Origin of the sequence: Thermofilum sp. (assembly GCF_038871435.1) — an archaeon.
Taxonomy (GTDB): domain Archaea; phylum Thermoproteota; class Thermoprotei; order Thermofilales; family Thermofilaceae; genus Thermofilum; species Thermofilum adornatum.
Genome location: NZ_JAVZIC010000004.1, coordinates 143,836 through 167,850 on the forward strand (window position 1 = coordinate 143,836; position 24,015 = coordinate 167,850).

The window sequence follows — 24,015 nt, forward strand, 5'->3', positions numbered from 1 at the left end:
TTTTATTTCACCTCTCCCTTAAGAAAATTCGACACCAGTACATTAATTTCGCCCGGTTTTTCCCAAATAGAGACATGCCCACTTTCAACTTCAGCATATTTTCCATTGGGAAGCTCCTCAACTATCAACTTGGAGTATCTAGGCGGGAAGAATCTGTCATGAGTGCTGGCAACAACAAGAGTTGGCATTGTTAGTTTGGAGAGCTTTCCCCTCAGATCGAGCCTAAGAAAAGCTTTAATCATCTCTTCGAATGCTACCATGTCTACAAGCTCGAAGTTAGGTGCCAAAGAAGAAATAAAGGAGAAACTGTTATTGATGAACTCGTCTGAGAATATGTCCGGAATCATTACTTGCCACAGGAATCTACCTGACTTAAGCCGTGCCGCCAAAATCCACCTGTCGGCACGCAGTCTCAAGGCCTTGTCTACGGTGTGCGACGAATTTAGAATTACGAGTTTTTCGACTTGCTCGGAGAAGGCTAGCGCAGTAGCCAATGCTACTTTTCCGCCATAAGAGATGCCTGCAAGCGTAAAAGTGTTAATGCCCAAGTAATCTAACAGTTCCTTCAAGTCAGAAACATGTCTATCAATACTATAACCTGTCCTCGGCTTATCACTTTGTCCCTGACCACGCATATCATGTAGAACTACCTTATAGCCTAGGTTCCTCAGATATTCTGCTTGAAGCCTCCATCCTACAGTATTCATCGTTATGCCATTGAGTAGCACTACCGTCTTTTCCCCTTCACCTTCGACCTCGTAATAGATCTTTATACCGTCCGTTGTAGTGAAATACGCCATGGATCCTACACCTCTAACTTGTCTTCAGGTTTTCCATAAAGGATTTTAAGAGGCTGGCGAGCCACCTTCCCAGTCTCCGTGTAGACAAGTTGGGGAACAACTTCTACATACTTTGGTATTTTGTATTTCGCGAGCTTGTCTTTCAAGAAATCTATGACTTCTTCTTTCGTTATCTTTTCTCCCTCCTTAAGTACAATCAATGCCTTTGGAACCTCCCCCCACTTGGGGTCAGGGACTCCTATAACCACTGCATCCTTAATCTTTGGATGCATAATCAAAAGCCTCTCAATTTCTTCTGGATACACGCTCTCTTCACCACTCCTAATGATGTTCTTAATTCTCCCAGCTATCCAGAAATAGCCTTCCTCATCTACCCTAGCAACGTCTCCCGTAGCCAGCCATCCATCCTTTATAATAGACTTCATCTCTTCCTCGTTTTTCAGGTATCCTGAAAACACGCTTGGACCCCTTAGGTACAGCTCGCCCTCAACACCTCTGGGAGCCTCACTTCCATCTGGAAGAACAACCCTGGCCTCTATCAATAGGTTCGGTTTCCCAATCGACCCCATTTTCCTCTTAGCGTCCCATGGATCGAGAGCAAAAATACCTGGACCCATCTCGGTCATCCCAAAACCTTGTTTCTGGACAACACCCTTCTCAAATATTTTCTCGATGATGTCTGGCGTTAACGCTCCCCCGCCGCTTGTAAACCACCTAACGGATGAAAAGTCTGCGTCCTTGAAACGGGGCGAAGCAAGCAACATCCTAAGTTGCGTCGGAACCAGGAAGAGAAATGTTGGTCTCTCCTCTTCTACGAGGTCAATAAACCTATCAACATTCCATCTTCGCATTAGAATACTTGTCCCTCCAAACATTAATAGAGGGATTAGATATGTGAAGGCACCAATGTGGAAGAGAGGTAACGTGTTGATTGTGACGTCGCCAGGTATAACCAAGTCCCTAACAGTGTTCAAGGCGTTCCAGAGAATCATCCTGTGACTTACTATTGCAAATTTTGGCTTTCCAGTTGTTCCACCAGTTTGTAGTATTAGGGCGGGGTCTTCGAGGCAACACGCCGTCGAGACATCATTGGAAGAGTATTTCTCATAATTAAACTCGTTTGGACAGTCATAGCACACTTTCTTCGTCTCTATGTTAGAGACGGTTTCTGAAAATTCTTTTTCATATAGGAGAACTTTTGGATTGACTTTATCAACAAACTCTTGAATTTCACGTGAAGTGTACCTCGTGTTTATAGGAGCTAGGACACAGCCAATCTTGAAACATGCAAGAAGCGTGGCAACAAACTCTATGCGGCTCCACGAAAGAATAGCTACATAATCTCCCTTGCTTATTCCGAAATTTTCCCGAAGAAAATTAGCAATCTTGTTGGACATCTCGTTTAGCTGTGCAAAGGACACCGTACGTAAGGGTATCGTTAGGTCGTCCTTGAGTGCTATCCAATTACCACTTATATCTGCTCTACGAGCTATCCAGTTGTTGACCCATTTTCCACACGTATAGATTCTCTCCAGAGACATATAATGCATGTTAATAGGTGAAATCGTGTTATACATTTTAGGTTAACATTGTTAACCTTTGACATAATATTAATGACCGGGGTGCCATTCTTATCGTTGCTACAAGGATATTTCCTTCTCAACGATTAAAAGGTATCTCTTTTTCTATAGTTTTTACGACAGTAGGCTACATTATAAAAACACACTACAGAAAATTTAAATAGTTGTTTTCGTAATATTTTGCATGGATAATGATGTACATTGGAGTGTTCGACATTGAGCAATATGATTGCCCCGTTGTTAAATTGACCGAGAAAAGAGAAGGCGTTACAACAACAGTTCTATCAGTAAATGTATCTGAACTTTCAAGGGGAGTAGAGCAGATCTTTTTAACAATTAAGAGTTCCGAGCAGGACAAGCTTAAGGACATTCTAGAAGTCGCGCAAACAATTCCCGAAGTAAAGAACTGTAAAGTACTTGGGAAGTCTGACGATGCATGGAGAATACTCATGAACATTAAAAAGACACATACAATGGAGGCTAGTGTAAATCTTGGTGCAATGTTTGTTTCTCCGTGGATTGCGAGAAGCGGCGTTGAGAGGTGGACCCTAGGCTTCATAAGTAAGAAACAGTTCTACGATTTTCTGTCTTTGATCAGGGAAAGAGACCATGTAAAGAAATACTACTTGACAGAGGTAAAGGAGGAGGACTTTGTAACTGTTTCTGCAAACTATCTATCTATACTTAAATTGGTTTCGCAACTGAACAAGCTGACCCCCAATCAGCTGAACATGTTAAAGCTGGCTTTGTCTAAGGGATATTATTCGTGGCCGAAGGGGGTTGATAGCGTTGAACTATCAAGAATGCTAGGCGTTTCTCGTGTGAGTATAATTAAGTCGCTTAGGAAAGCTGAATACAAGGTGCTAGGTCCCGTTGTAGAATTTGTGTCAATGGTTAAGAAAGATTGGGAGAAAAACTACACTTAAATAATTTTTTTATTTTTTCTCTAAGCCAGTGGAGATGCAATAGTGGTTCCTAGGTCTATGGGTATCACTATTCCTGTGAGTGCCTCGTTTTCCACCACGTGGTATGCCAATTTAGCAATTTCTTCCGGCTCGACGAGTCTCGCTATTGGAATCCTCCTTAAGTATTCTTGGAGGATCGGTGAAGGCACTGCGAGAGCCATCCTAGTCTTGGCGAATCCTGGAGCTATAGCTACGACTCTGATACCGTAGGGGGCAAGCTCCTTTGCAAGCGTCTTAGTGAGACCTATGAGTCCCGCCTTAGAAGCCGCATAATTTGCCTGGGCAATGTTTCCAAGCAATCCTACAATTGACGAAATATTGATGATTACTCCCCCGCCGTTCCTTTTCATTATTGGGAAAACAGCTTTTGAGCATAGGAAAGCTCCCTTTAGATTCACATTTAATACGCTGTCCCAGTCTTCGTCCTTCATTCTCTCTAGATAAGTGTCACGTGTTATGCCAGCATTGTTTACCAATACATCGATCCGGCCGGCCAGCCGTAAAGCCTCTGATATGCCCTTAGAAACACTCTCACTCTTGCTGACGTCCATCTCTACGAAGTATGCCTCTACACCTAGGTTCTTTATAGCTTCGAGAGTTTTTTCTGCTTCCTGATCTCTCACTATATCCGCAATGACGACGTTGTAACCGTGCCGAGCAAACTCTAGTGATATTGCCGCTCCTATGCCTCTGCTTCCCCCGGTAACAAGGACGACTTTTCTTGGCTGATCGACACGCGGGATAAATACTGGGATTTTGCCGAAGACTGTCAATTCTTCTGTGAGTTCTCCTTCAGCTCCCTCCTTTACAAGCCCCATGTATTTTTGAGGTATTCTCGCGATTCTTTTTTCTCCATTTCCATTCTCAACTATGGCGACGATGTACGTAGACTTGTAGGGCTCTACAGGGGTCAGCAATTCGGTAAATATTCTTACTTTCCACGCCATTCCCTTCACCTCTCAAAAACGATAACTACTGAAGTTGCCCCAGTCCCACCATGATTCTCAACTAAGCCTCTTTCTGCATCTTTCACTTGCCTGGCCCCGGCCTCACCCCTTAGCTGCCAGTATACCTCTGCGACCATGCCTACACCCGTTGCACCAATGGGGTGTCCCTTAGCCTTCAACCCACCACTTGGGTTTACTGGCTTAGATCCTGTGAATGCTGTTACCCCGTCCCTAATCAGCTTGTAGCCTTCGCCTCTCTGTGCAAGCCCAAGCATCTCGTAGAGAATTATCTCAGCGATTGTAAAGGCGTCGTGGACTTCGAAAAGGTCTATCTTTTCTGGGTCATATCCACTCATCTTGTAAGCTTCTTGGGCGGCTTGCCTGGCCGCCTCGATAGCTGACATGTCTTTTCTTTGGTAGACCCCTGAATAATCATGCTTCATAGCTATGCCGCTGATGTAGACGGGTGTATCAGTATACTTTTTAGGCTCCGAGCTCATGAGAAGGGCTACGGCCCCATCGGAGAGTGGCGAGGCATCAAATAGTTTTAGGGGCGGTGATATGTATGGAGACTTCAAGACGTCTTCAACTGTGATCTTCTTCTGAAACTGGGCGAGCGGGTTTCTTGTAGCGTTTTCATGGTTCTTTACGGCGACCAAGGCTAGGTCCTCTTCCTTTGCCCCGTAGCGGTTCATGTATTCTCTAGCTATTAAAGCATAGAGGCTTAGAAATGGAGCCCCCACTTTGTACTCTTCTGGCGCACTTGTACGCATCAAGATCTCATTCGACTTTGCAGACGTCCCCACAGTGCTCATTTTTTCAAAGCCAACAATCAGGGCGTTTTTAAAGAAGCCAGCACTGAGAAGCTTGTGTGCAAGATAAACAGCTGTTGTACCAGCTGCACAGGCATTTTCAACCCTGAAGCCCGTAGCGTTTAGGTTCCCAATGTAGCTTGCTACAAGGGGGGCTGTATGCAGTAAGCCCCCGAAGGAGTCACTGTAGTTGGAGACTATGATTAGGTCTATTTCCTGCGGAGAAATCCCCTTCTCAACGCTTTTCAGGGCTCCCTCGACAGCTTCACGTATCATTTCGTGTGTCTCCTTTTGACTCCTGGCCTCATACTTTGTGCTATAGGCTCCTACAACGCCTATTCTACCGTTTTGGGGCGTTAGTGTCACCAAATAGGAAATTTCAACACTTGCCTAAAAGCGGAGAGGTTAACATTGTTACCTAGATAGAAATAGAAAAAATTAGAAGCCCAGGTCGCTTAGCCAGAGGGTGTATACATCTGAATCAGCCACTATTTCTCCTGGAAGAACGCCGTACCAGTTTTGCGGCAACCAGTAGTACGCGTCGATATCGACGCCTGTCGTAGCCTTGTATGCCGCCCAGACAAGCTCAGAGCAGTAATAGGATGGGCCATATACTTGTTTGTAGTATCCGTTATAGTCGTATGTATAGCCAAGCTTGGAGTACGCCCAGTTGGCGGCACTTAGGGCTTGTGAGTCTGTCACGCCTTTGACCCTCAGAATTATGACAGCACTATAACGGGACATGAATTCGCTTAGAGTGTTTATTCTTACACCCTCGAATAGTGCCTCTACAACCAGCCAGTCGCCAATTGTTGGATCATATTTGTATAAAATGCCCGCATGGGACCAGTAGCCCACTATGGTATATTCCTGTCCAGGGTAATGACCAATTACGATGTCGCCTGGTCTAAGCGAGACGTTTGGATAGGGGTGCACGAAGTAGCCGTATGGGTGATAACTGTCGCTCGAGGAAGCCTGGAGCACAGGCATAGTAAAAGCCAGGAAAAACAGTAGCATGAAAAATGGTGCTGTGAATTGTTTCTTTTTTATCATTTGTCGATCAATATCTAGCCTTTTAAGATAAATAAAAGCATGTTGGTTAACCTATATTACAAAGCAAATAAAAATGTTATCCCAAATAACTTAAACTGATGAGCAAAGAAAAACCTAAACTAGACAAAAAGCTGTTAGCCGCAGTAATACTTCTCGTCCTCTCAGCCCTGCTAGCCTTATCGGGCTCTTTCACCGCTAAGACACTACTCTACCAAGGCGTCCAGACAGAAGAAGTCTGGATAACGGGTCTCGACGGAGCCAAACTTAGGGCAGTGATCTATAAGCCTTCTAATGCTCAAGGGAAGCTACCAGCAGTCATTGTTGTCCACGGGCTAGGTGCCTCATCAGATACAATGAATGCTATTTCCACGGAGCTTGCAAGAAACGGCATCCTAGTTTTATCACTGAACTATAGGGGACACGACGGTAGCGAGGGCGGGGTAAACTATATCGGCGACCCAATAGCGGCGCCAAACATCTCAAACGACCTCTACGCTTCCCTAACTTACCTGCAGAGCAGGGCAGACGTTGACAAACAACATATAGGTGTCATAGGGTACTCGATGGGCTCTAGGGCGGCGTTAAGACTTGGAATCCTTGCTCCAAACATAAACCCCGTAGTGATGATTGGACCGTATTATGCATGGGAAATTAGCACTGTAAACACAACGAGACCAAACAACCTCCTTATAATCGTGGGTGAAAATGACATTATTACTCCGCCGTCCTTTGCCGAGTTGCTCTTTAACTATGCAACGAGTTCCTCTGGAAAGCCCTCTGAAGTCTTTGGTTCTCCAAGTGCAGGTACCGGCAGGAAACTTGTGATTGTTCCCGGAGCCGACCACTACACCATCGTTTTTACCAAAAAGGCTATAGAGGAGACAGTTGAATGGGTCCTACTCTGTTTTGGAAAGGGGAAAGCGACCTATTACTTGGATCCCTCTGTACTGGGCTCGCTCTCTGGCTCTGCTAGTTTCCTTTCGATAATAGCGGTTCTATGTGTTGCTTACCTAGTCACAAGGTACTATAGATCCAAAGGGAAAATTGTCCAGGTTGAATCAAAATCGAGCATCCGCAGAACATTTGCTATAGTTCTCATCATTGTCTTGTCAATTCTGTACATTCTTGCCTCGTTCTATACTTTCCCATTGATAGTTGACTGGGGCTGGCGAGTATACCAGTTTGCAAGGTTCTCAGGAGCGCAGTATACCATCTTCTACTTCCTATTCCTTGCACTAGCCCTTTTACCCATAATCATAGTCCTCGTGGCCATCAAGAGAGAGATTCTTGGTGATGCAGTTCAAAAACTAAAGAAGAACTGGATACCTGGTCTAGTAACGGTGCTCATTGCTTGGCTGACAGTATATATCATGTATAATATTTCGCTGACAGGTGTCGTAGCCAATTATGCTATGACACCCACTAGGTTCGCATTTATGTTCTACTTGTTTGCTCTTTGCCTGCTACCCATATTTGTCGACGAGTTCTACCTTAGAGAACTCATCCAAGACAAGATCCCAGTTAAAAAATGGTGGCTACAGCTCGGCATAACAATTATACTCGAGTACATGTTGAGAGTCCTCCCATTTGCATGGTGGGTTGGACTAGTAGCCCAGCCACTTGTAGCCGAAGGTATATTGAAGCAATATGTCGCGGCAGGGCTAATTTCTCTAGAGAACCTTGACACAGTTAAGTCCTTCCTCGGCATGAACGCATACGGTCTATACTATGCCTTCATGAGTGTTGAAATGCTACACGCGTTTGTCGCGAGCTATCTCTACAAGGAATATAGAAACATCGGCATCACGTCGATCTTTAGGGCCCTCACTGTTGCCTTCACGATGGCGGCCGTAATGGCTTTACTTTAAAAAAATTTTATTTTTCTCCTATTATCCTTGTCTCGACAAGTCTTTGAGACTTCCCATATAGCGTCTTTAGATAGGCTAGGCGCGCTTCTACCACGCTTCTCCTCTTGCTGTAGAGATAGATTGCTGAAAGAGCTTCAGCTGCGCGTTCAGGCGTTGGGTATGCAGGTATACCTGCTCTATATAGATAGCTTATGGCTTCCTTTGACTCGGGTCCACCTACAAAGCCGGCTACAACAGGCTTCTTTATGTCTGTCTCTTGAACAGCTTTGATTATTGCCTCAGCCGTCTTCATCGGGTTTGTGGTCATAGTTTGACAGTATAATACAAGGATTGAGTGTATCTCTTCATGCTCCAGAGCCTTACGGAGTGCAAGGTAGTAGTATTCATCGCTCGCACCTCCAGTTATATCTACTGGGTTCCTCGTCGACGCAAAGGGCGGCAGGAATGTTCTTAGGTAGTCTACGTAATCCTTGGGGGGTTCGTTCAAGCGAATGCCCCTTTCAGCCAAGGTATCTGTGGCTTGTACACCTGCTCCCCCACCGTTCGTAATGACTAATACATTTGGACCAGGCAGCTTAATGTTTCGCTCAAAAATCCTAGCATAATCAAAAGCGGTCTGTACATCTTTGACTTGTAGTGCACCTACCTGTCTTAGGACTCCTTCCCACAATATTGGCCCGCTTGAAAGTGACCCTGTATGGCTAGCCGCTGCTTTTGCTCCAAACTCTGTTCTGCCTGCCTTGATAGTTATTATGGGCTTCCTGGCTGAGAATTCGCTTGCAATGTCTAGGAATTTTCTGCCGTCGCTGATTCCCTCTATATACATTATGACGGCCTGAGTGTTTGGGTCATTTAAAAAGAAAGACAAGAGATCAGCGTCGTCTATATCCGCCTTGTTACCTACACTTACGACGCTTGAGACTCCTATCTCCTCGACAATTGAGTAGCCCATCAAGGCTATGCCTAGGGCTCCGCTCTGAGTTATAAAGGCAATATTGCCCGGCAGAAGGTTTGGCGGACCAAAGGACGCGTTGAGTTTTGCCGGCGTGTAGACGTATCCAAAGATGTTTGGACCAAGAACCCTCATACCATTTTTCCTAGCCACTTGGACGAGTCTCTCCTCTAGCTCTTTGTTGCCCACCTCCTTGAAGCCAGAACTTAGGACCACCAGGAACTGCGCACCGGCTCGGCCAGCGTCCTCGGCTACCTCTATTGTCTTGTCGGCGGGAACCGAGACTATAACAACGTCTACCTCTCCATTAATGCTTGAAACGCTAGGATAGCATGGCAAGCCCAGTACGCTTTCAGCCGTCGGATTCACCGGGTAAACCCTTCCCTTATAGCCGCCATCCAAGATGTTCTTAAGAACAATGTGTCCAATCTTTGATGGATTCTTGGATGCGCCTACTATCGCTATTCCCCTAGGATAAAATAACCTGTAAAGCTCACTCTCCACGTGTATCACCAAGAATAAACCTTACATCTGCAACTTTTGCTCCTCTCCCCCTCTCATATACTAATAGAGGATTGATGTCTATCTCTGCAACTTCATCAAGTTGAGTAATCATCTCCGAGACCTTCATTAAAACGTCGACAACTGCCTCCTCATCTAGGGGACCCATCCCCCTAAAGCCCCCAAAGAGGACATATCCCTTAAGGTCTCTGAGCATATCGTAGGCATCGGGAGGAGTGAGCGGCGCCACCCGGAAACTAACGTCTTTTAAGACTTCTACGAAAATGCCTCCTACACCAATCATCACTATTGGGCCAAAAAACGGGTCTCTCGAGGCGCCCACAATCATTTCGAGACCTCTCGGGAGCATTTCTTCTACAAGGATGCCGGTGACTCTTGCATTAGGAGCCCTCAGCATGACGCTACGTGTAATAGTAATGTATTTTTCACGTGCCTCATCAGGAGTTTTCACGTCTAAAGCGACGCCCCCGACATCAGACTTGTGGACAATATCTGGGCTAATGACCTTCATTACTACGGGGAAACCTATCTTCGTTGCCACCTCTACAGCCTCTTTACTATTTGTTGCTACACCGTACCTTGGCACCGGCAACCCATAGTGTTCACAGAGCATTAGCGCCTCGTGTTCCAGTAGCTTTTTCCTGCCTTCTCTCCTCGCCTCTTCAAAAAGCAATTGAGGCGTAGTTGCCAAAGCAGATCCTTGAACATTCTCTTTGAAACATGTCTAAAAAAACAGTGGTTAACAATTATAACAAGTAGGCACGCGTTGCACAGCAGTACAAGTTGAATTAGACCTTGAAAAAGAGCCACCCATCCTTAAATCTAAGCATCACATATTTTCCCTTAAGCTTTGACCCATGGAACATTAGAACCATCTTGTCAGGTGTTCGTTCAAGAACCTCGTACTCGCCCTTATCCCATATCTTCATTGTTCCAGCCCCGTAGCCCTCTTCTATCTCGCCCTCAAAGTCCAGCCAGTAAAGGTCATGGTCCTCCTGCTGGACACCATACCGCTTGACCCCTGGCTCGAGCGGCAGGGGCTTCCTAAAGGCCCAGTCCTTCAGCACGCCGTCCATTTCGAGGCGGAGGTCGTAGTGTAGCCCGGCCCGACGTGCATTGTGTTCATGTACAACGAACCTGTACTTGTCCACATGGATTTTCTTTTTAAAAAGGTTGATAAAAAGCTTGGTTCATTGGGAGGGAGTATAAACACATATATTGATGCTAAAACATGTTTCTTTTATGACAGATATCGAGGTTGTAAATGCCCAGGAGCCGCTACCAGGCGATGAGCTGGCACGCTCAGCCGACGAACACGACGGAGTAATTGTCGTGGGTAGGTGGGCTTCTGAGTGGCCTAGGCTTCTCGAGTATCTACGTAAGGCTGGGGCTAGGTGGCACCGTGTCGTCTATATTGATGAACGTGACCCAGACAAGGCTGGTATAGGAGCCGACAGTCTTGTTGAGGCATATAGAGCCTACCTCGAGGCGTTGGGCACATATGTTCCAGTGGTGGTATCAGACGCTGGAAAGATTGTTTCTAGACGGGACCTGCTAAGGGGTGGGCTGGGAGTCTTCTTCGTGTATACCTCTATCCCGGATGTTCTGGATGAAAAGTGTTCCTCTCTGGGGTCCTGCGACCTTTGTCTGGCTAGTTGCCCGTACTCCGCGTTGGAGGGAAAGCCGCCTAAAGCCTCAGAAAGGAAGTGTACCGAGTGTGGTCTATGCACGTCTTACTGCCCCACAGGACTCCTCTATACTCCCACGCATTCACCTGAAGCTGTAAAGCGCCTCCTCTACGAGCTCAAGAAAAGCGGCGTTGAAAAGCTCATAGTCACCTGTTTATTGAACAGGGCAGGGGTATATGAGAAAGAGGAACTTAGGGGTGCTATTCTCGAGTTGCCCTGCATAGCTACGCTTAGAATACATGAATACCTTTTTGCCCGACAACTGGGCTTCGATGTGACCTTCTTCTGCCCCAGCGAGAAAAGGGATAAGTGTCCAAAAAGGAGGGCTGTCGAAGACTACCTCGCACTTATCAGTGAGGCAGAGGAAATAATAAGGCCGAAGCCGCTGGGAAGACCCGTATACAGCAACAAGATAACCGAACTAGCCGCCCCGCTAGCCGTTGACAGGGACGAGTGGACCCCTCTTGCACGCTTAGAGCTTTTCCGCGTAAAAGCAGACGAGAATCTCTGCACCCTTTGCGGTGCATGCGTAAAGGCTTGTCCAAGCAATTCCCTGACACTCACACGTGACGGCAACTATAGGCTACTCTTCAATCATTCCAGCTGTATAGGATGCAACGCCTGTGTAAAGATTTGCCCCGAAAAAGCCCTCACCATCGAAAAAGCTACAAATCCCTCACTACTCTATTCCGGGAAGACAATTGAGATCGCCACAAGCAACGTTGCTAGATGCAGGAAGTGTGGAAAAGAGATAGGTCCAGAAAAGATGATTATAAGACTGGAGAGGAAGCTTGCAGAGAAGGGTGTAAGCAAGGAGCAACGGGAAAGCCTGTGGCTATGCGAGGAATGCAAAAGAGAGGCGACAATGGAAGAATTTAAAAAGGAAATAGAAAAATCTCTCGGCCTCTAGCCCCCATAGCTCTGAACATGCTTGGTAAGCCCAGGTCATGCTAAAAACTAATTTAGCGCGCGCTTATCATATTAAGCTTGTTAAAAAATTTTGAGGTTTTGAACCCCTTCGTTATGGATGTTTTAAGGGAAAACTGTGGAAGAAAACAATATTTCAAGAAATATATTTAAAGTCTCATTTGTTTTTCCTTTTAGACTGACAGGATGCTAAGGAATCTGTATGCAGGAAGAAGAGAATGTTCCCCAGGGCGACCTCAGAAGAGAAGTGAGCCTATTTGGAGCATTCAGTATAGGCTATGCTGACGTGGGAGCGGACATATATATTACGCTTGGACTTGTAGCTCTTTATGCTGGAGGAGCCACACCTCTGGCCCTCATCATTGCTGGTATAGTCTACGTCCTTGTTGGAAGTGTCTATGCAAAGCTTTCTGGACGTTATCCCTATGCCGGTGGTGCACAGTTCTACGCTCAGAGGGCGCTTGGACCCATGCATGGTTTTATTGCTGGGTGGGGGCTGATGCTCGACTATACAATTGATATTGCCCTCTTTGTGTTGGCCTCAGTTGGCTACCTTGGATACCTCCTCAAAGCCACTCTTGCTTTGGCTTGCTACTCGTCAACCCATACTATGCATTTGTCAGCGCTCTTTTTGTTGGGTTTTTAGGTTTCCTAAATATATTGGGGATACGGGAATCTGTAAGGCTGAACAAGCTGTTCGTGGCGCTCGACTTGGCAACGCTGTTTTTGGTTCTAGGCGTCGGCGGAAGCATATACTTCTTTTTCAATGGCTTTTCATGGAAACCTCCCAGCATTGGTCAAGATGTGCCTGTGGGGAACTTCCTCTACGCAGTCACGATTGCCATGGCTTCATACGTTGGTGTCGAGGCAATATCCCAGGCTGCAGAGGAAACAAGTAACGCTAGTAAAACTGTTCCAAAAGCGACATACCTCACGGTCTCCTTGACACTACTAGTGGCTCTTGCAGGAGCATTCTTCATTGCATCAAGCCCAGTCAACAATGATGAAGCGCTTCACCCATTTGCTGGGCTAGCCCTAAAGGTTCCCATCATAGGGACGTGGCTTGCCCTCTGGGTAGGTTTAATGGGGTTCCTGATTAACCTTGCCTCAGCGAACTCTGGGGTAATAGGTGTAAGTAGAGTGGCATACTCGATGGCCCGGACGGGACTTCTACCAGAAGGTTTTAGGAGAATTAGTCGAAGAGGGGTTCCATATATCTCGATAGCTGTTTTCACCATTATAGCTACAGGACTAATAATCGTGAATGGTTTCTCTACTAGCTTGCACCTCCTAGAGCTTATTGCCTCACTTTATAATTTCGGCGCCATAGTTGCATATATCTACGCCTCGATTAGCCTAGTGAAGCTGTCAGCAAATAAGCAAGAGAAGCTTCTCGGCATCCTCGCTACAGTCGCCTGCATATTTATGCTGACACTCCTCGTGTTTTTACACCCGGAGGGAAGAATCTTGGCCTTGCTATGGTTCTTGGTAGGTCTTACCCTATACTTTCTTAAAGATCAACCTGTCCACAAATAATGTCTTCCTGCAAGTAATTTCTAAAAGTACATGAATAAGGAAACATTCAAGACAATTATGGCCTTTTTCCGTCTCTTAACTATTTCGAAAGCAAAGTTATTGGTAAGGTTCTCTTTTTAAATAAGAATTCTTCAAAAACAACACTTATAAGTTTGAGTTGACATTGTTCTAATGTTGGTGAAAAAACTTGGTTAAATACCGTGTTATTGTTGATAGAAATGCTTGCATAGCTTGTGGTGCCGCTCCTGCCGCGTGCCCAGAAGTATTCGAGCTTGGCTCCGACAACGGGAAGAATAGAGTTATAGAGAAATACAGTGTAAAGACAGACAGCAGTGTATCTATTGGAGAGATCCCCGAAGAGCTCTACGAGTGTGCTAGAAACGGTGCAGATGTTTGCCCCGTAGGGGCTATAAAGATCGAGAAAATAGAAGGATGAAAAGATGCAGAGGCTAGGATGTACAGGCTGTGTGTACTTCAAGCCGCACGTCTATGTTCCCTACATAGGTTTCTGCAATGTTTATCGTACAGATGTTATCGATAGAGCCGCGCCATGTGAAAGCTTCAAGCCTGTATCCCTCGAGGACCTAGCCAAACACCTCGAAGAGAATGGGTGGCTCTACTGTATAAACTGTAGGAAAATCATCACTACAAGGGAAGAGCTCGAGAAACACTTTCAGGAACATGTTATAGCAAAAGAAGTTGTGATCGACACCTCTGTAGGCGAGGAGGCAGGTGGAGACTAGTGCCCCTCACCGAATTAAACGCGATTTTGGGTGGACCTCAGGGTTCAGGAATAGAGACATCAATGATGATAATTGGCAGGGCACTGGCACGAAGGGGATACGGTTTTCTTGCAAACAGGGAGTATTTCTCTAACATTGTTGGGAGACACAGCTATATCCACCTACGCGTAAAGAGTGACGAATATCCTAGATCATTAACTTACCCAGTAGACCTGCTTGTTGCAATGGATGCTGAAACTATTTTTATGCATTTTGAAGACGTTTCGAACCGAGGCTTCATTGTATGTGATAATGCCTCTTTGCATAAAACTCTTGAAGAAGCACCTAGTATTGAGGACATAACGAGGGAAAGAATAAAGAAGAGATGCAATGAACTAGGACTAGACTGCAGTGTCGAATCTATTCTGAAATATCTAGCCGAAAAGAAGAAGGCTAGTCTCATATCGCTCCAATACGAGAAAATTATACGGGAGCTCTTTGATAAATACAAGATTGACCCTAGACAGCTTTCAAGATACTTGAGCGGGATCGTTTTTTCAGCATTTGCTGTCCTATTAGCCCTCGACGAGGATTCTCTTCGCTATGCCTTGTCTTTACACTTTAAGGAGAGAGCTCAGATAGTGGAGCAAAACATGGATCTCTATAGGATTGTTGTGAGAGAAATGGGAGGCTATAAGGGAGCATTGATGCTTGCTCCTCCACGCATTAATCAGAAAAAGACTATGTTTGTGACAGGTAATGACATTGTAGCTATTGCAAAAATTGTTGCAGGTGTGAGGTATCAGAGCTACTATCCTATAACGCCTGCGGCAGACGAAAGCGTGCTCCTAGAGAGGTATAGCTTTATAGAGGACGAGAATATTGGTCCCCTGCTAGTTTTACAGACCGAGGACGAGATTGCCGCCATAACATCCGCGATTGGAGCCTCCCTAACAGGGGCACGAAGCTCGACGTCTACGAGTGGCCCCGGCTTTGACTTGATGGTTGAAGGTCTTTCCTGGGCAGGCATGAATGAGGCCCCCGTCGTTATAACTTATTACCAGAGGGGTGGACCGAGCACTGGCCAGCCGACAAGGGGCAGTCAGAGCGATTTATTCAACGCTATTTTTGCTGGACACGGGGAATTTGCACGTGTAGTGTTGTCTTCCGGGGACCACCTAGAAGCTTTTTATGACACTATTCTAGCGTTTAACTTGGCCGAGGAGTTCCAGGTACCCGTAATTCACTTGCTCGACAAGTTCCTCGCAAATTCTACCGCTACGGTTAGTCTGCCCAGACTGGACGAGATAAAGATAAGTAGAGGGGCGATAGTGAGGGAAGCAAAAGAATACAAGAGGTTCAGCCTCGCTTCACTAGTATCGCCAAGGGCTTTCCTTGGTACAAGAGGTGTAGTCATGTGGTATACTGGCGACGAGCACGACGAGTATGGTCACATAGTTGAAGACCCCGAGAACAGGATAGCCATGTATTCAAAGAGAATCGAGAAAATGAGCCTTATCAAGGATAGGGTTCCAAGTGAGCAGAAAATAGGGATCTATGGAGACAGAAACCCCGACTATATGTTCGTTGGTTGGGGCTCCGTAAAGAACACTGTTCTCGAAGCTATCGATGTCCTCAGAGGGAGGGGTATAAGGGCTAAGTACCTAAATATAAAGATGCTTTGGCCTTTCCCTGAAAGGGAGTTCGTTGAGGCTGCTGAAAATGTCCCAGCAGACAGGATGATTGTCGTCGAACACAGCTATGGCGCTAATATTGCTAAGCTCATAGAGATGAATACGGGGATCTCCATTGAGAAAAGCATAGTGAAGTTTACGGGTCGACCCCTAACTCTGAAAGAAGTAATCGAGGGATTCGAGCTTATAGAGAGCGGTAAAGAGAAAAAGGTGGTTTGCAGGTATGGAGCGTAGGAACTATAGGACAAACGTGTGGGTAGACTGGTGTCCAGGCTGTGGAAACTTCGGTATACTAACGGGGATATATAGGGCCCTGGAAGAGCTGAGCCTCGACCCAGACAGGACAGTTATAGTTTCTGGCATAGGGTGCTCTAGCAAGATACCGCATTTCGTCTACGCAAACGGTGTCCACACTCTCCATGGAAGAGCCATTCCGTTTGCAACAGGCATAAAACTTGCAAATCCAGAGCTCACCGTTATTGTGCATGGGGGCGACGGGGACCTTTTAGGGATTGGCGCAGGGCACTTCGTGGCTCTTGGCAGAAGAAACCTCGACATAGTAGTCATTCTTCACAATAACGGTGTTTATGGGCTTACCAAGGGGCAGGCTTCCCCAACTCTTCCACTCGGTGTGAAGACAAAGTCCCTAGTGGAGCCAAACATCCAGAATGCTTTTAACCCGATAATGCTGGCTCTGGCCGCCGGCTATACCTTTGTGGCACGGAGCTATGCCTTTGATACTAACCACCTAAAAAACATAATCAAGGAGGCTGTGCTCCACAAGGGCGCCGCGTTTATAGATGTTCTCCAGCCATGTGTGACATTCAACGATGTCTACACGGCGGACTTCTATAGGAAGTCTGTCTACAAGCTAGAGGACGACAAGGCTTGGGACCCCTACGTGAGAAAGCCCGAGGAGGCACAAGAAAAGATGTTGAGAGCCATGGAGAAGGCTTTACAGCAGGGCGAAAAAATACCCATTGGCAGGTTCTACGTTAACCCATTTGTTTCAACGTTTGAGGAAAGGATTTCCCAGCGGTTAAAGGCTTATCCAGGACTTAACCCGTCAAACTCTGTAATTGAAGTCCAGGGAGAGCCAGTAGTAAACCAGAAGAACTTTGAAAAGATATTTAGGGACTTTATTATCGAGACACAGACGCTCTGAGAAACTCAATTTTTTTATTTGTATACAAGCCTATTTTCAACTATCTCGGCGCACTTGCTGAGCTGGTGCTCGACTACTTTTTTGCTTTCAAGTATGTGTAGGACTGTGAAGCCTCTAGCAAGAAAGTAGTCTGCAAGTATTTTCCTGTGGCACCTCCAGGGCATCCTCTCGCTACACAGGAGTGTTGCCGTCTTGCTTCTTGCTATTGATTCCACTGACTCGAGGTTGCTTTTAACGTCTTCCTTTAGGGTTATGTAGGTGGCGTAGGCCCTAAACCCCTCAGACTCGAAGCACCAAGCAACACCGATGTCTTCCACGTCTACACCGAACTTCCTGTAGCCACCGAGAAGTGGAAACCAGTGGTACTCTATGTCCAGCTGTCTAAGGGCATATTCCAGGTTTTTCCCAGAATATTCGGGTAGCTTTCTAGATGAATTCCACCTCCTGACATCTATTACAGCTTTAATCGAGTATGTTTTAATGATTTCAAGGAAGTCATCTAGGGCTCGGCCTCCGTAGCCGATGGTGTATAGGATCGTCAAATTGCACCAGTGATTCTAGCAGATGTAAAATATAGGTCTAACTGTTTCGTCTAAGCCACTCTGCTATCTTTTGGGCAGCAATTTTCCCGCTCCTAATAGCTAAACCGATATTTGAGGGACCGTGCGCTACGTCTCCAGCTGCGAATAGGCCTCTGAGAGTAGTCATGTAGTTTTCGCTGATTTTTACCGAGCCATCGTGGTTGAGTTCTGCCCCTATTTGTCTTAAGCAAGGTGGTGGAGTGGGCTCCATTCCTATCGCTATGACGAGAGTATCTAGCTCGAGCTCGAACTCCGTTCCTGGAATTATCTCTGTTTTTTCACTTCTACTTGTGGTTGGCTTTACTCTTGCCAGCCTTATTCCCCCTATGCTTGATTCCCCAATTATCTCTATGGGCTCAACATTTTCAATGAAGGTTACACCGAGGCTTTCCAAGTGCTTAACCAAATGCCTTGCCGGTGCCAAGGTTTTCGGTCTTCTATATAAGATGACGGGCTCTGCGTTGTATTCTAGCGCCGCGAGTTCGGCTATATCTACAGCTGTTAAGCCTGCACCTATTATACCGACTTTTCCTCTAAGCTCTGCTGGAGCTCTATTGGAATATCCGAGAAGATAAGACATATAAGTGTGAATCCAACTTAGCGCATAGAATACGTTCCTCTTATCTTCTCCGCGGATATTAAGCTTTTTATCTCTCCATGTCCCAGTCGATACAAGGACAGCATTATAGTCCTCGAGCAACTCGGCCAGTCTGAGATTTCTCCCCACCTCTGTCTCAAGAAAGAAACCCACCCCCATTTTTTCCACATCCCTAATACTCTCAAAGACAGATTTCTTCGGCAAGCGAAACTCGGGAATTGCGAACACAAGCATTCCCCCTGGCTCGGGCATCTTGTCGAATATATCTACCCTGTAACCTACACATCTAAGGTTTGCCGCGGCAGAGAGACCCGCAGGACCAGCGCCTATCACAGCTACTTTTTTGTCTTCTTCTCCTTTAACAAAACCACACTGAGAGAACTTGATCTTCGAGAAACTTGTCATATTTGTTTGTCCTTGCGAATCTATTTTCAAGTTTAAGTCTTTTCTCATTTCGTGGGAACTATGCCATCACTCTACATAAGCATTCTCAATGATAAATTCAGCAGATATCCCATGAAAATTTGACAAAGCGTCATACATCTTGAACCTCGACCATTTCTACTCGCCACACAAATCTTCCGTTAAATCTGACCGACACCCTATTTAGTAATCATTGTTTTCGTCAGAAATATATTCATCAATGTATCTTCGCCTCTTATAGAGCATAACAGCCGCTATGTGGGTACATATGTTTTTTCTGCGTGTCCACCCGAATGGCGCATTGTAGCAACTACACTCGTATTTGTCTCCCACTTGGGTGACAAGATAGTATGCCTTTTTGTCTCCAAGCTCAGGGACACCCTTGACTAGCCATGTATGTCTTGACTGTTCCTCCACTGTTGCGAGGAGGTAGCGTGTAACCGCTCTCTCCAGCCATTGCTCTTTGGGGAAAACTTGATATAGCTGTCTTATTGCCTCACTGAGAGAGTCCGTCTTTGCTGTTTCTAGCGAATCCTTGACTAATTTCTCTGCCTGTCTAAGCGTCTCTCTGACTTCTTGTCTAGAGGGATCCCTTCTTCTCATGAGGCTCCCTCATAGGTATTGGGTAATCTTATTTTGGCGTGGTTTTTCTTCTTTGGGGAAGGCGGCTTCACACTCTACAAAGTATTTTCTACACAAATCTCGGATCCTGTCTTCGACTGTGGTTATCCAAGTTGTGCTAGAGGACAACATGTTTGGAAACTTTTCGATGAGTGGCATCATGGACTCCCTTATCCCTGGCTTTAGGTGGAGATAGTCATAGTAGACCTTGGAGCTTGTCTCTGCAGCTAGCCTAACTATTTCCTCGAGGTTTGCCCTTGTATCGTTTAAGCCACGGATAATTGGCCCAATAAATATCCATGTAGGTATTCCTGCTGTGCTGACCTCTCGTAGAGCCCTGGCGCGCTGATGTGGTGGCGGAGCGTTTGGCTCTATAAGTTTTGCGAGCTGGGGATCCAGCGTCGTTATGGTGAAGCCAACGTCTACATGGGGGATGTGGTTCTTCAATATGTCTATGTCCCTCGTGACCAATGGGGACTTTGTCTGCACGCTGACCTTGAAGCCGCTCTGCAGTAGGATTTGCAGGCCCCTCCTGGTGAGCCCCTCAGTGGCCTCGATTGGCTGGTAGGGGTCTGTAAGTGTTGACACGCCGACTGTTCCTCTGGGCTTCTTTTTTACTTCTTCACTGAGTACTTCGAGAATGTTCTCCTTTATGTAGACTATTTTGCCCCAGTTCAGAGACACTTCATCGTACCTGGTGTATGCCCTAGCATAACAGTATATACAGCCATGAAGGCAACCCACGTATGGGTTATATGCATAGTCGAGGTCGTAGAGTCCTGACCTGGAAAGGGCTGTCTTAACCTTTATCTTCTTATAGGTAACCTTGTCCACGCTGTCCACTTTTTCACCTCCCCTGTAAGGATCTCGTCAAGTAACTGAGTAGTGTCTCCTGCCTCGTGAGGTCCCTGATAAGCCTGGATTTTTCAAGCCAAACGTGAAGAGGTAGCCTGGTTGCTCTTCCAAGCCTCTCGAGAACCTCGCTTAACGAGTCGAATCTTTCGGGCGTTGTCCTGTAGAGCTGTCGAACATTCTCCCTTACAAACCAAACCCCTATGGGCGAGAAGAAGCCCTCATATATCTCCCTTATGAGTATAGCTGTCCCCTGCCTCTTTTCCCTAAGCATGTACTCGGCTGTTGCAAGCCTCGCAGCGTAGTAGCAACCTCCTAGACTGGCATACGTGGTTCTGCCCCTGTAGCCCTCATGGTCCCCTTCAACCTCTATTATGCTGGAGGGATTCCACATTGTGTGGGGGAACCAGGCCTCTATCCACTCGTAGCTCCATTCACGGGGCACAATTATCGCGATGAAGTTGTTGTCCTCGTGTCTCCACTGGAAAAACAAATAGCTCGAAAAGGTATCATACTCCTTTATCTTCTCGATAAGCCTCTGAGAAATAGTCGAGTCGACGGCCGTTATAGACCACCTAGTTGGGACAAGCCTCCTCTGGAAGCCATACCCAAGCGAGCCAGTGGAAAGCATTCTCTGGATCTGGCTAACAGGGACGCCCGACTCGTAGAGATACATGATTGCATCTGACGCCTTTATGTCGAGAGAGTAATACATCTTCTCGACTGGCCTGGGAAGCTTTGGCTCGCCGCTAACCCGTATCCTCTCCACGGGGCTTGCTGGGCCGAGGGGTGGAGAGAAAAGGTCCAACAATGCTTTTAGGCTTGGCTTCCTGGAGAGATTCAGCTCTACCTCTACTGGTTCCCTAGAGATAGATGCAAGTCTAACCTCTTCTGGGACGTCTGCCCGTCGCACATCTACGCTCGTCTCTCCCCGTATCAATGAAAGCCTCATCCTAAGTATCTCTGAGAGAGGCTTCTCGAGCCATTTCTCCTGGGCCTCATAGAAAGATGGGTCTCCGCCCGTAGCTGGGACACCGATGCTAAATCTTACCTTTGGATAGCCCTGCCTCCCAACAAACACTGTTGGCGGGGTCGGACCCTCAAGCTCGGTTGTTTCTGGAAGCCTGACGTCATTTAGCGCTTTCCAGTAGCTCATTAGGGGGCAGAAAGCCTTCCCGCACAGGTTTTTCGCCCCCCTACATTTGAGGCACAGAGCCGCGGCCCTCGAGGACATCTACTTCTAACCTTATGTTTATTGTTGGGTGTTTTAAATAAATCTACAAGTAGACTGAAAGTAAACAAATATTTGACTAAAAAGTAAAACATACATTAGAGATGCCCTACAGCAAACTTTGGACAGCAGAGAAAACATGTAAACTATGCGGGAAAAAATCCAAGCTGATATCTGAAGCCATAGGAGTATGCGTGGACTGCCTGAGAAGCAACCCCGAAGCCCTAAAGATAGCAATGGAGACACATTACTCTGAGAGAAAAAAGTGGGGCTTGCCACCTGAGCCTCCAAGGGCACCTGGAGGCATAAAATGTGGGCTATGCGACCTCGACTGTGTAATCCCAGACGGCGGTCTTGGCTACTGCGGGCTCGTAAAGAACGTTGGGGGCAGACTTGTCCACCTTTCTGGACAGCCATACACAGCCCTGCTAGAGTACTACTACGACCCCCACCCAACAAACTGTGTAGCCTACTGGTTCTGCCCTGGGGCAACTGGTACAGGTTATCCCAAGTACGCCTTGAGAAGAAGCGGGGAACACGGATACATGAACCTTGCAGTTTTCTACGGCGCCTGCAACCATAACTGTCTCTTCTGCCAGAACTGGTTCTACAGGGAACTCTTAGCCAAGAAGGAGCCAAAGATAGGCACCGAGCAACTCCTCAAGGCCGCCTTAAACCCCAGGGTAACATGTGTCTGCTTTTTCGGCGGAGACCCTGGGCCACAAGTTCTTCACGCCATTTATTTCTCTAGGAAGTTGCTAGAGGAGTCTAAAAACACGATAATGAGGATATGTTGGGAATCCAACGGGCACTTCTCACCAAGAATTCTACCCACAGTTGCCAGGCTTTCCCTCAAGACAGGGGGCATAGTCAAGTTCGACCTGAAGGCATGGAGCCCACAAGTATACAAGGCGTTAACCGGGGTAGACGTTGGAAACCTCTACAGGAACACGGAATACGTGGCAAAGCTTTCAGGGCAGAGGCCCGAGATCCCCCTGTTCACTGCCAGCGTCCTACTAGTGCCAGGCTACATAGACGAGACCGAGATAAGAGGCATAACGAGCTTCCTCGCAAAGCTTTCGCCAGAGATACCGCTGAGCCTCCTCGCATTCTACCCTAGATACCTAATGGACGACCTGCCACCCACTAGCAAAAGACATGCATACGAGGCTCTAAGAATCGCAAAGGAAGAGGGGCTAGAAAAGGTGTGGATAGGCAACTCGTGGCTCCTTGGAAACCATTATTAATATGTAAGCGTTAAGTGAACGCGAGCTCCTTATATAGAGACTCCTTAAGCTTATGGGTATCAGTAAAGTCGTCCACGTCTACTTCTATCGAGTCGAATAGCTCAGTTAGCTTAATAGTCTCGATGGGAATAAGCCTAATCTCGTTGCCGGTAGCTTCCACGAAAAACACTCTTGAATTAAATTTCTCTCTGATGTCTGCCGGAACCACTATTCGACCATGCTTGTCCATTTTCACGATTTCCATGTGACTCTACACATTATTTCCTAAATCTACAATTAATATTTTAAACTCACTTTCTTGGGCTCAGCCCAGGATGCATTCTCACAGAAAGGCTACTGGAAAAATTTTTCCTTAAGCTTAACATACTGTTTCGTTCTCCTACATCTGTAAACAAGAGACTAAGGACAGTCCCAATAAATACGTCATTAATCTCACGCATAGGGTTTAGCATCTTAGAATTGCTGGCAGATCTCTTCCCAAAAGCTACACCAAGTTTCCTCAGCTCGTTCTCGTATGGTGCCATCTCTGTTTCTCTCTTCAAGAATAGAGGAGTTGCCTGTCTATGCATGCCAACAGCGATGACATAAATGTCAGAGAGAGCCATCTTAAACTTTTTCCTAAGCTCTCCAGCCAACACGGCTACTTCTCTGCCTATTGTTTCTAGCTCCACGCCCGGCAAAGCGAGCAACCACCTAACTAGCTCTAGAGCTTCCCTATTTGCGTCCTGAACACCAGCCTCACTATACATTCTGGAAGCCACATATATGACCTCGCTTATAGTGACAGGAGACACGTATGCCCTTACCGCGCCTGCCCGCAAGAAATCAAAAAGCTTGTCTACTTGGAATGGCGAAGCCTCATCGACATACTCAGCAATCACACTAGTATCCAGAACGAAGACCCTCCTCGAGTTCAAGTTCCTCCCTCTTAGCTTCCCTGACAATTTCCTGCGCCTTACCGCCAAGCTTGACACGTAGAGGCCTCAAAGGCTTAATAACCATCGTGTCATCGATTAGCTCGAGCGTAAGCAGATCCCCTTCTTTAATGCCTAAAACCTCCCTCACCTCTACTGGTATAACAATAACCCCCTTCTTACTAACACGTATAATCCTACCACTCATCATTGTCTGATCATTATTTATAGTTTAACGTTATAAAGGTTTTCAACCATTTACATCCCGTGACAACACTAAATATCCTCATCTACAAGTCTCGAAGAAAACTTCCTCA

At 46.4% G+C, this 24,015-nt stretch carries 26 protein-coding genes; 10 read left to right on the forward strand and 16 right to left on the reverse strand.

Features of this window, described 5'->3' with window-relative positions; translation table 11 throughout:
- Window positions 1–2 precede the first annotated feature (2 nt).
- On the reverse strand, window positions 3–800 hold the full coding sequence (locus QXT17_RS06470) for an alpha/beta fold hydrolase (protein WP_020963578.1): 798 nt from the start codon (window positions 798–800) through the stop codon (window positions 3–5).
- Between the two features lie 5 nt (window positions 801–805).
- The gene (locus QXT17_RS06475; protein WP_342783194.1) at window positions 806–2,341 is read right to left on the reverse strand and encodes an AMP-binding protein; all 1,536 of its coding nucleotides are present in this window, start codon (window positions 2,339–2,341) and stop codon (window positions 806–808) included.
- 230 nt (window positions 2,342–2,571) lie between these two features.
- On the opposite strand from QXT17_RS06475, the gene QXT17_RS06480 reads away from it, so the two are divergent.
- Window positions 2,572–3,306 (forward strand): helix-turn-helix domain-containing protein, encoded by a 735-nt coding sequence (locus tag QXT17_RS06480; RefSeq protein WP_148682211.1) that lies wholly within the window; start codon window positions 2,572–2,574, stop codon window positions 3,304–3,306.
- 20 nt (window positions 3,307–3,326) lie between these two features.
- On the opposite strand, the gene fabG is transcribed toward QXT17_RS06480, so the two are convergent.
- From fabG to QXT17_RS06495, 3 genes are all read right to left on the reverse strand, one after another.
- Window positions 3,327–4,292 carry a 3-oxoacyl-ACP reductase FabG gene (gene fabG / locus QXT17_RS06485; RefSeq protein WP_240366739.1) on the reverse strand — a complete coding sequence of 322 codons (966 nt, stop codon included), beginning with the start codon at window positions 4,290–4,292 and terminating at the stop codon, window positions 3,327–3,329.
- A 5-nt stretch (window positions 4,293–4,297) separates the two neighbouring features.
- Window positions 4,298–5,470: a thiolase C-terminal domain-containing protein gene (locus tag QXT17_RS06490; RefSeq protein ID WP_342814465.1), complete on the reverse strand. Its 1,173-nt coding sequence runs from the start codon at window positions 5,468–5,470 to the stop codon at window positions 4,298–4,300.
- Window positions 5,471–5,542: 72 nt separating this feature from the next.
- Complete coding sequence (locus QXT17_RS06495) at window positions 5,543–6,157, reverse strand: YiiX/YebB-like N1pC/P60 family cysteine hydrolase (RefSeq protein WP_020963583.1); 615 nt, start codon at window positions 6,155–6,157, stop codon at window positions 5,543–5,545.
- Window positions 6,158–6,255: 98 nt separating this feature from the next.
- On the opposite strand from QXT17_RS06495, the gene QXT17_RS06500 reads away from it, so the two are divergent.
- Complete coding sequence (locus QXT17_RS06500; RefSeq protein WP_020963584.1) at window positions 6,256–8,025, forward strand: alpha/beta hydrolase; 1,770 nt, start codon at window positions 6,256–6,258, stop codon at window positions 8,023–8,025.
- A gap of 7 nt (window positions 8,026–8,032) precedes the next feature.
- On the opposite strand, the gene QXT17_RS06505 is transcribed toward QXT17_RS06500, so the two are convergent.
- From QXT17_RS06505 to QXT17_RS06515, 3 genes are all read right to left on the reverse strand, one after another.
- Complete coding sequence (locus QXT17_RS06505) at window positions 8,033–9,481, reverse strand: acetate--CoA ligase family protein (protein WP_020963585.1); 1,449 nt, start codon at window positions 9,479–9,481, stop codon at window positions 8,033–8,035.
- The gene (locus QXT17_RS06510) at window positions 9,471–10,190 is read right to left on the reverse strand and encodes an acetate--CoA ligase family protein (protein WP_020963586.1); all 720 of its coding nucleotides are present in this window, start codon (window positions 10,188–10,190) and stop codon (window positions 9,471–9,473) included. Before QXT17_RS06510 ends, QXT17_RS06505 begins: the two co-directional genes overlap by 11 nt.
- 97 nt (window positions 10,191–10,287) lie before the next feature.
- Window positions 10,288–10,650: a DNA polymerase ligase N-terminal domain-containing protein gene (locus QXT17_RS06515; RefSeq protein ID WP_020963587.1), complete on the reverse strand. Its 363-nt coding sequence runs from the start codon at window positions 10,648–10,650 to the stop codon at window positions 10,288–10,290.
- 91 nt (window positions 10,651–10,741) lie between these two features.
- Between QXT17_RS06515 and QXT17_RS06520 the strand changes: the two genes are divergently transcribed.
- From QXT17_RS06520 to QXT17_RS06550, 7 genes are all read left to right on the forward strand, one after another.
- Window positions 10,742–12,097, forward strand: coding sequence for a 4Fe-4S binding protein (locus QXT17_RS06520; RefSeq protein WP_342814466.1), 1,356 nt, complete (start codon window positions 10,742–10,744; stop codon window positions 12,095–12,097).
- 219 nt (window positions 12,098–12,316) lie between these two features.
- Entirely contained in the window at window positions 12,317–12,760 is a 444-nt protein-coding gene (locus QXT17_RS06525; protein WP_020963589.1) for an APC family permease, read from the forward strand.
- Between the two features lie 14 nt (window positions 12,761–12,774).
- A complete protein-coding gene (locus QXT17_RS06530; protein WP_020963590.1) occupies window positions 12,775–13,650 on the forward strand; it encodes an APC family permease in 876 nt (291 codons plus the stop codon).
- 187 nt (window positions 13,651–13,837) lie between these two features.
- Window positions 13,838–14,086, forward strand: coding sequence for a ferredoxin (locus QXT17_RS06535; protein ID WP_020963591.1), 249 nt, complete (start codon window positions 13,838–13,840; stop codon window positions 14,084–14,086).
- Between the two features lie 4 nt (window positions 14,087–14,090).
- Entirely contained in the window at window positions 14,091–14,393 is a 303-nt protein-coding gene (locus QXT17_RS06540; RefSeq protein ID WP_020963592.1) for a hypothetical protein, read from the forward strand.
- Window positions 14,393–16,300: a 2-oxoacid:ferredoxin oxidoreductase subunit alpha gene (locus tag QXT17_RS06545; protein WP_342783195.1), complete on the forward strand. Its 1,908-nt coding sequence runs from the start codon at window positions 14,393–14,395 to the stop codon at window positions 16,298–16,300. The genes QXT17_RS06540 and QXT17_RS06545 overlap by 1 nt, the downstream gene beginning before the upstream one ends.
- On the forward strand, window positions 16,290–17,231 hold the full coding sequence (locus QXT17_RS06550) for a 2-oxoacid:ferredoxin oxidoreductase subunit beta (protein WP_020961698.1): 942 nt from the start codon (window positions 16,290–16,292) through the stop codon (window positions 17,229–17,231). Before QXT17_RS06545 ends, QXT17_RS06550 begins: the two co-directional genes overlap by 11 nt.
- A 14-nt stretch (window positions 17,232–17,245) precedes the next feature.
- Here the strand turns inward: QXT17_RS06550 and QXT17_RS06555 are convergent, their stop codons facing one another.
- The 5 genes from QXT17_RS06555 to QXT17_RS06575 form a co-directional block, all read right to left on the reverse strand.
- Entirely contained in the window at window positions 17,246–17,773 is a 528-nt protein-coding gene (locus tag QXT17_RS06555; protein ID WP_020961699.1) for a DUF488 family protein, read from the reverse strand.
- A gap of 37 nt (window positions 17,774–17,810) precedes the next feature.
- Entirely contained in the window at window positions 17,811–18,863 is a 1,053-nt protein-coding gene (locus QXT17_RS06560) for an FAD-dependent oxidoreductase (protein ID WP_020961700.1), read from the reverse strand.
- Window positions 18,864–19,016: 153 nt separating this feature from the next.
- The gene (locus QXT17_RS06565) at window positions 19,017–19,436 is read right to left on the reverse strand and encodes an SWIM zinc finger family protein (RefSeq protein ID WP_020961701.1); all 420 of its coding nucleotides are present in this window, start codon (window positions 19,434–19,436) and stop codon (window positions 19,017–19,019) included.
- Window positions 19,437–19,445: 9 nt separating this feature from the next.
- Complete coding sequence (locus tag QXT17_RS06570) at window positions 19,446–20,297, reverse strand: radical SAM protein (protein WP_020961702.1); 852 nt, start codon at window positions 20,295–20,297, stop codon at window positions 19,446–19,448.
- A gap of 4 nt (window positions 20,298–20,301) precedes the next feature.
- Entirely contained in the window at window positions 20,302–21,540 is a 1,239-nt protein-coding gene (locus tag QXT17_RS06575) for an Nre family DNA repair protein (RefSeq protein ID WP_020961703.1), read from the reverse strand.
- Between the two features lie 101 nt (window positions 21,541–21,641).
- Between QXT17_RS06575 and QXT17_RS06580 the strand changes: the two genes are divergently transcribed.
- Window positions 21,642–22,784 (forward strand): radical SAM protein, encoded by a 1,143-nt coding sequence (locus tag QXT17_RS06580; protein ID WP_342814467.1) that lies wholly within the window; start codon window positions 21,642–21,644, stop codon window positions 22,782–22,784.
- A 10-nt stretch (window positions 22,785–22,794) separates the two neighbouring features.
- Here the strand turns inward: QXT17_RS06580 and QXT17_RS06585 are convergent, their stop codons facing one another.
- Genes QXT17_RS06585 through QXT17_RS06595 form a run of 3 tightly spaced genes read right to left on the reverse strand, consistent with a single transcriptional unit; the run spans window position 22,795 to window position 23,909 of the window.
- Entirely contained in the window at window positions 22,795–23,028 is a 234-nt protein-coding gene (locus QXT17_RS06585; RefSeq protein WP_020961705.1) for an AbrB/MazE/SpoVT family DNA-binding domain-containing protein, read from the reverse strand.
- Between the two features lie 46 nt (window positions 23,029–23,074).
- The gene (locus QXT17_RS06590; protein ID WP_342783816.1) at window positions 23,075–23,728 is read right to left on the reverse strand and encodes a PIN domain-containing protein; all 654 of its coding nucleotides are present in this window, start codon (window positions 23,726–23,728) and stop codon (window positions 23,075–23,077) included.
- The gene (locus QXT17_RS06595) at window positions 23,667–23,909 is read right to left on the reverse strand and encodes an AbrB/MazE/SpoVT family DNA-binding domain-containing protein (protein WP_148681910.1); all 243 of its coding nucleotides are present in this window, start codon (window positions 23,907–23,909) and stop codon (window positions 23,667–23,669) included. The genes QXT17_RS06590 and QXT17_RS06595 overlap by 62 nt, the downstream gene beginning before the upstream one ends.
- Between the last annotated feature and the right edge of the window lie 106 nt (window positions 23,910–24,015).

What these genes read in the sequence shown, in the direction of transcription:
- QXT17_RS06470 (WP_020963578.1), bottom strand. Translation starts at nt 800, where the DNA reads ATGGCGTATTTCACTACAACGGACGGTATAAAGATCTATTACGAGGTC.
- QXT17_RS06475 (WP_342783194.1), bottom strand. Translation starts at nt 2,341, where the DNA reads ATGTCTCTGGAGAGAATCTATACGTGTGGAAAATGGGTCAACAACTGG.
- QXT17_RS06480 (WP_148682211.1), top strand. Translation starts at nt 2,572, where the DNA reads ATGATGTACATTGGAGTGTTCGACATTGAGCAATATGATTGCCCCGTT.
- fabG (WP_240366739.1), bottom strand. Translation starts at nt 4,292, where the DNA reads ATGGCGTGGAAAGTAAGAATATTTACCGAATTGCTGACCCCTGTAGAG.
- QXT17_RS06495 (WP_020963583.1), bottom strand. Translation starts at nt 6,157, where the DNA reads ATGATAAAAAAGAAACAATTCACAGCACCATTTTTCATGCTACTGTTT.
- QXT17_RS06500 (WP_020963584.1), top strand. Translation starts at nt 6,256, where the DNA reads ATGAGCAAAGAAAAACCTAAACTAGACAAAAAGCTGTTAGCCGCAGTA.
- QXT17_RS06520 (WP_342814466.1), top strand. Translation starts at nt 10,742, where the DNA reads ATGACAGATATCGAGGTTGTAAATGCCCAGGAGCCGCTACCAGGCGAT.
- QXT17_RS06525 (WP_020963589.1), top strand. Translation starts at nt 12,317, where the DNA reads ATGCAGGAAGAAGAGAATGTTCCCCAGGGCGACCTCAGAAGAGAAGTG.
- QXT17_RS06540 (WP_020963592.1), top strand. Translation starts at nt 14,091, where the DNA reads ATGCAGAGGCTAGGATGTACAGGCTGTGTGTACTTCAAGCCGCACGTC.
- QXT17_RS06550 (WP_020961698.1), top strand. Translation starts at nt 16,290, where the DNA reads ATGGAGCGTAGGAACTATAGGACAAACGTGTGGGTAGACTGGTGTCCA.
- QXT17_RS06560 (WP_020961700.1), bottom strand. Translation starts at nt 18,863, where the DNA reads ATGAGAAAAGACTTAAACTTGAAAATAGATTCGCAAGGACAAACAAAT.
- QXT17_RS06565 (WP_020961701.1), bottom strand. Translation starts at nt 19,436, where the DNA reads ATGAGAAGAAGGGATCCCTCTAGACAAGAAGTCAGAGAGACGCTTAGA.
- QXT17_RS06575 (WP_020961703.1), bottom strand. Translation starts at nt 21,540, where the DNA reads ATGTCCTCGAGGGCCGCGGCTCTGTGCCTCAAATGTAGGGGGGCGAAA.
- QXT17_RS06580 (WP_342814467.1), top strand. Translation starts at nt 21,642, where the DNA reads ATGCCCTACAGCAAACTTTGGACAGCAGAGAAAACATGTAAACTATGC.
- QXT17_RS06585 (WP_020961705.1), bottom strand. Translation starts at nt 23,028, where the DNA reads ATGGAAATCGTGAAAATGGACAAGCATGGTCGAATAGTGGTTCCGGCA.
- QXT17_RS06595 (WP_148681910.1), bottom strand. Translation starts at nt 23,909, where the DNA reads ATGATGAGTGGTAGGATTATACGTGTTAGTAAGAAGGGGGTTATTGTT.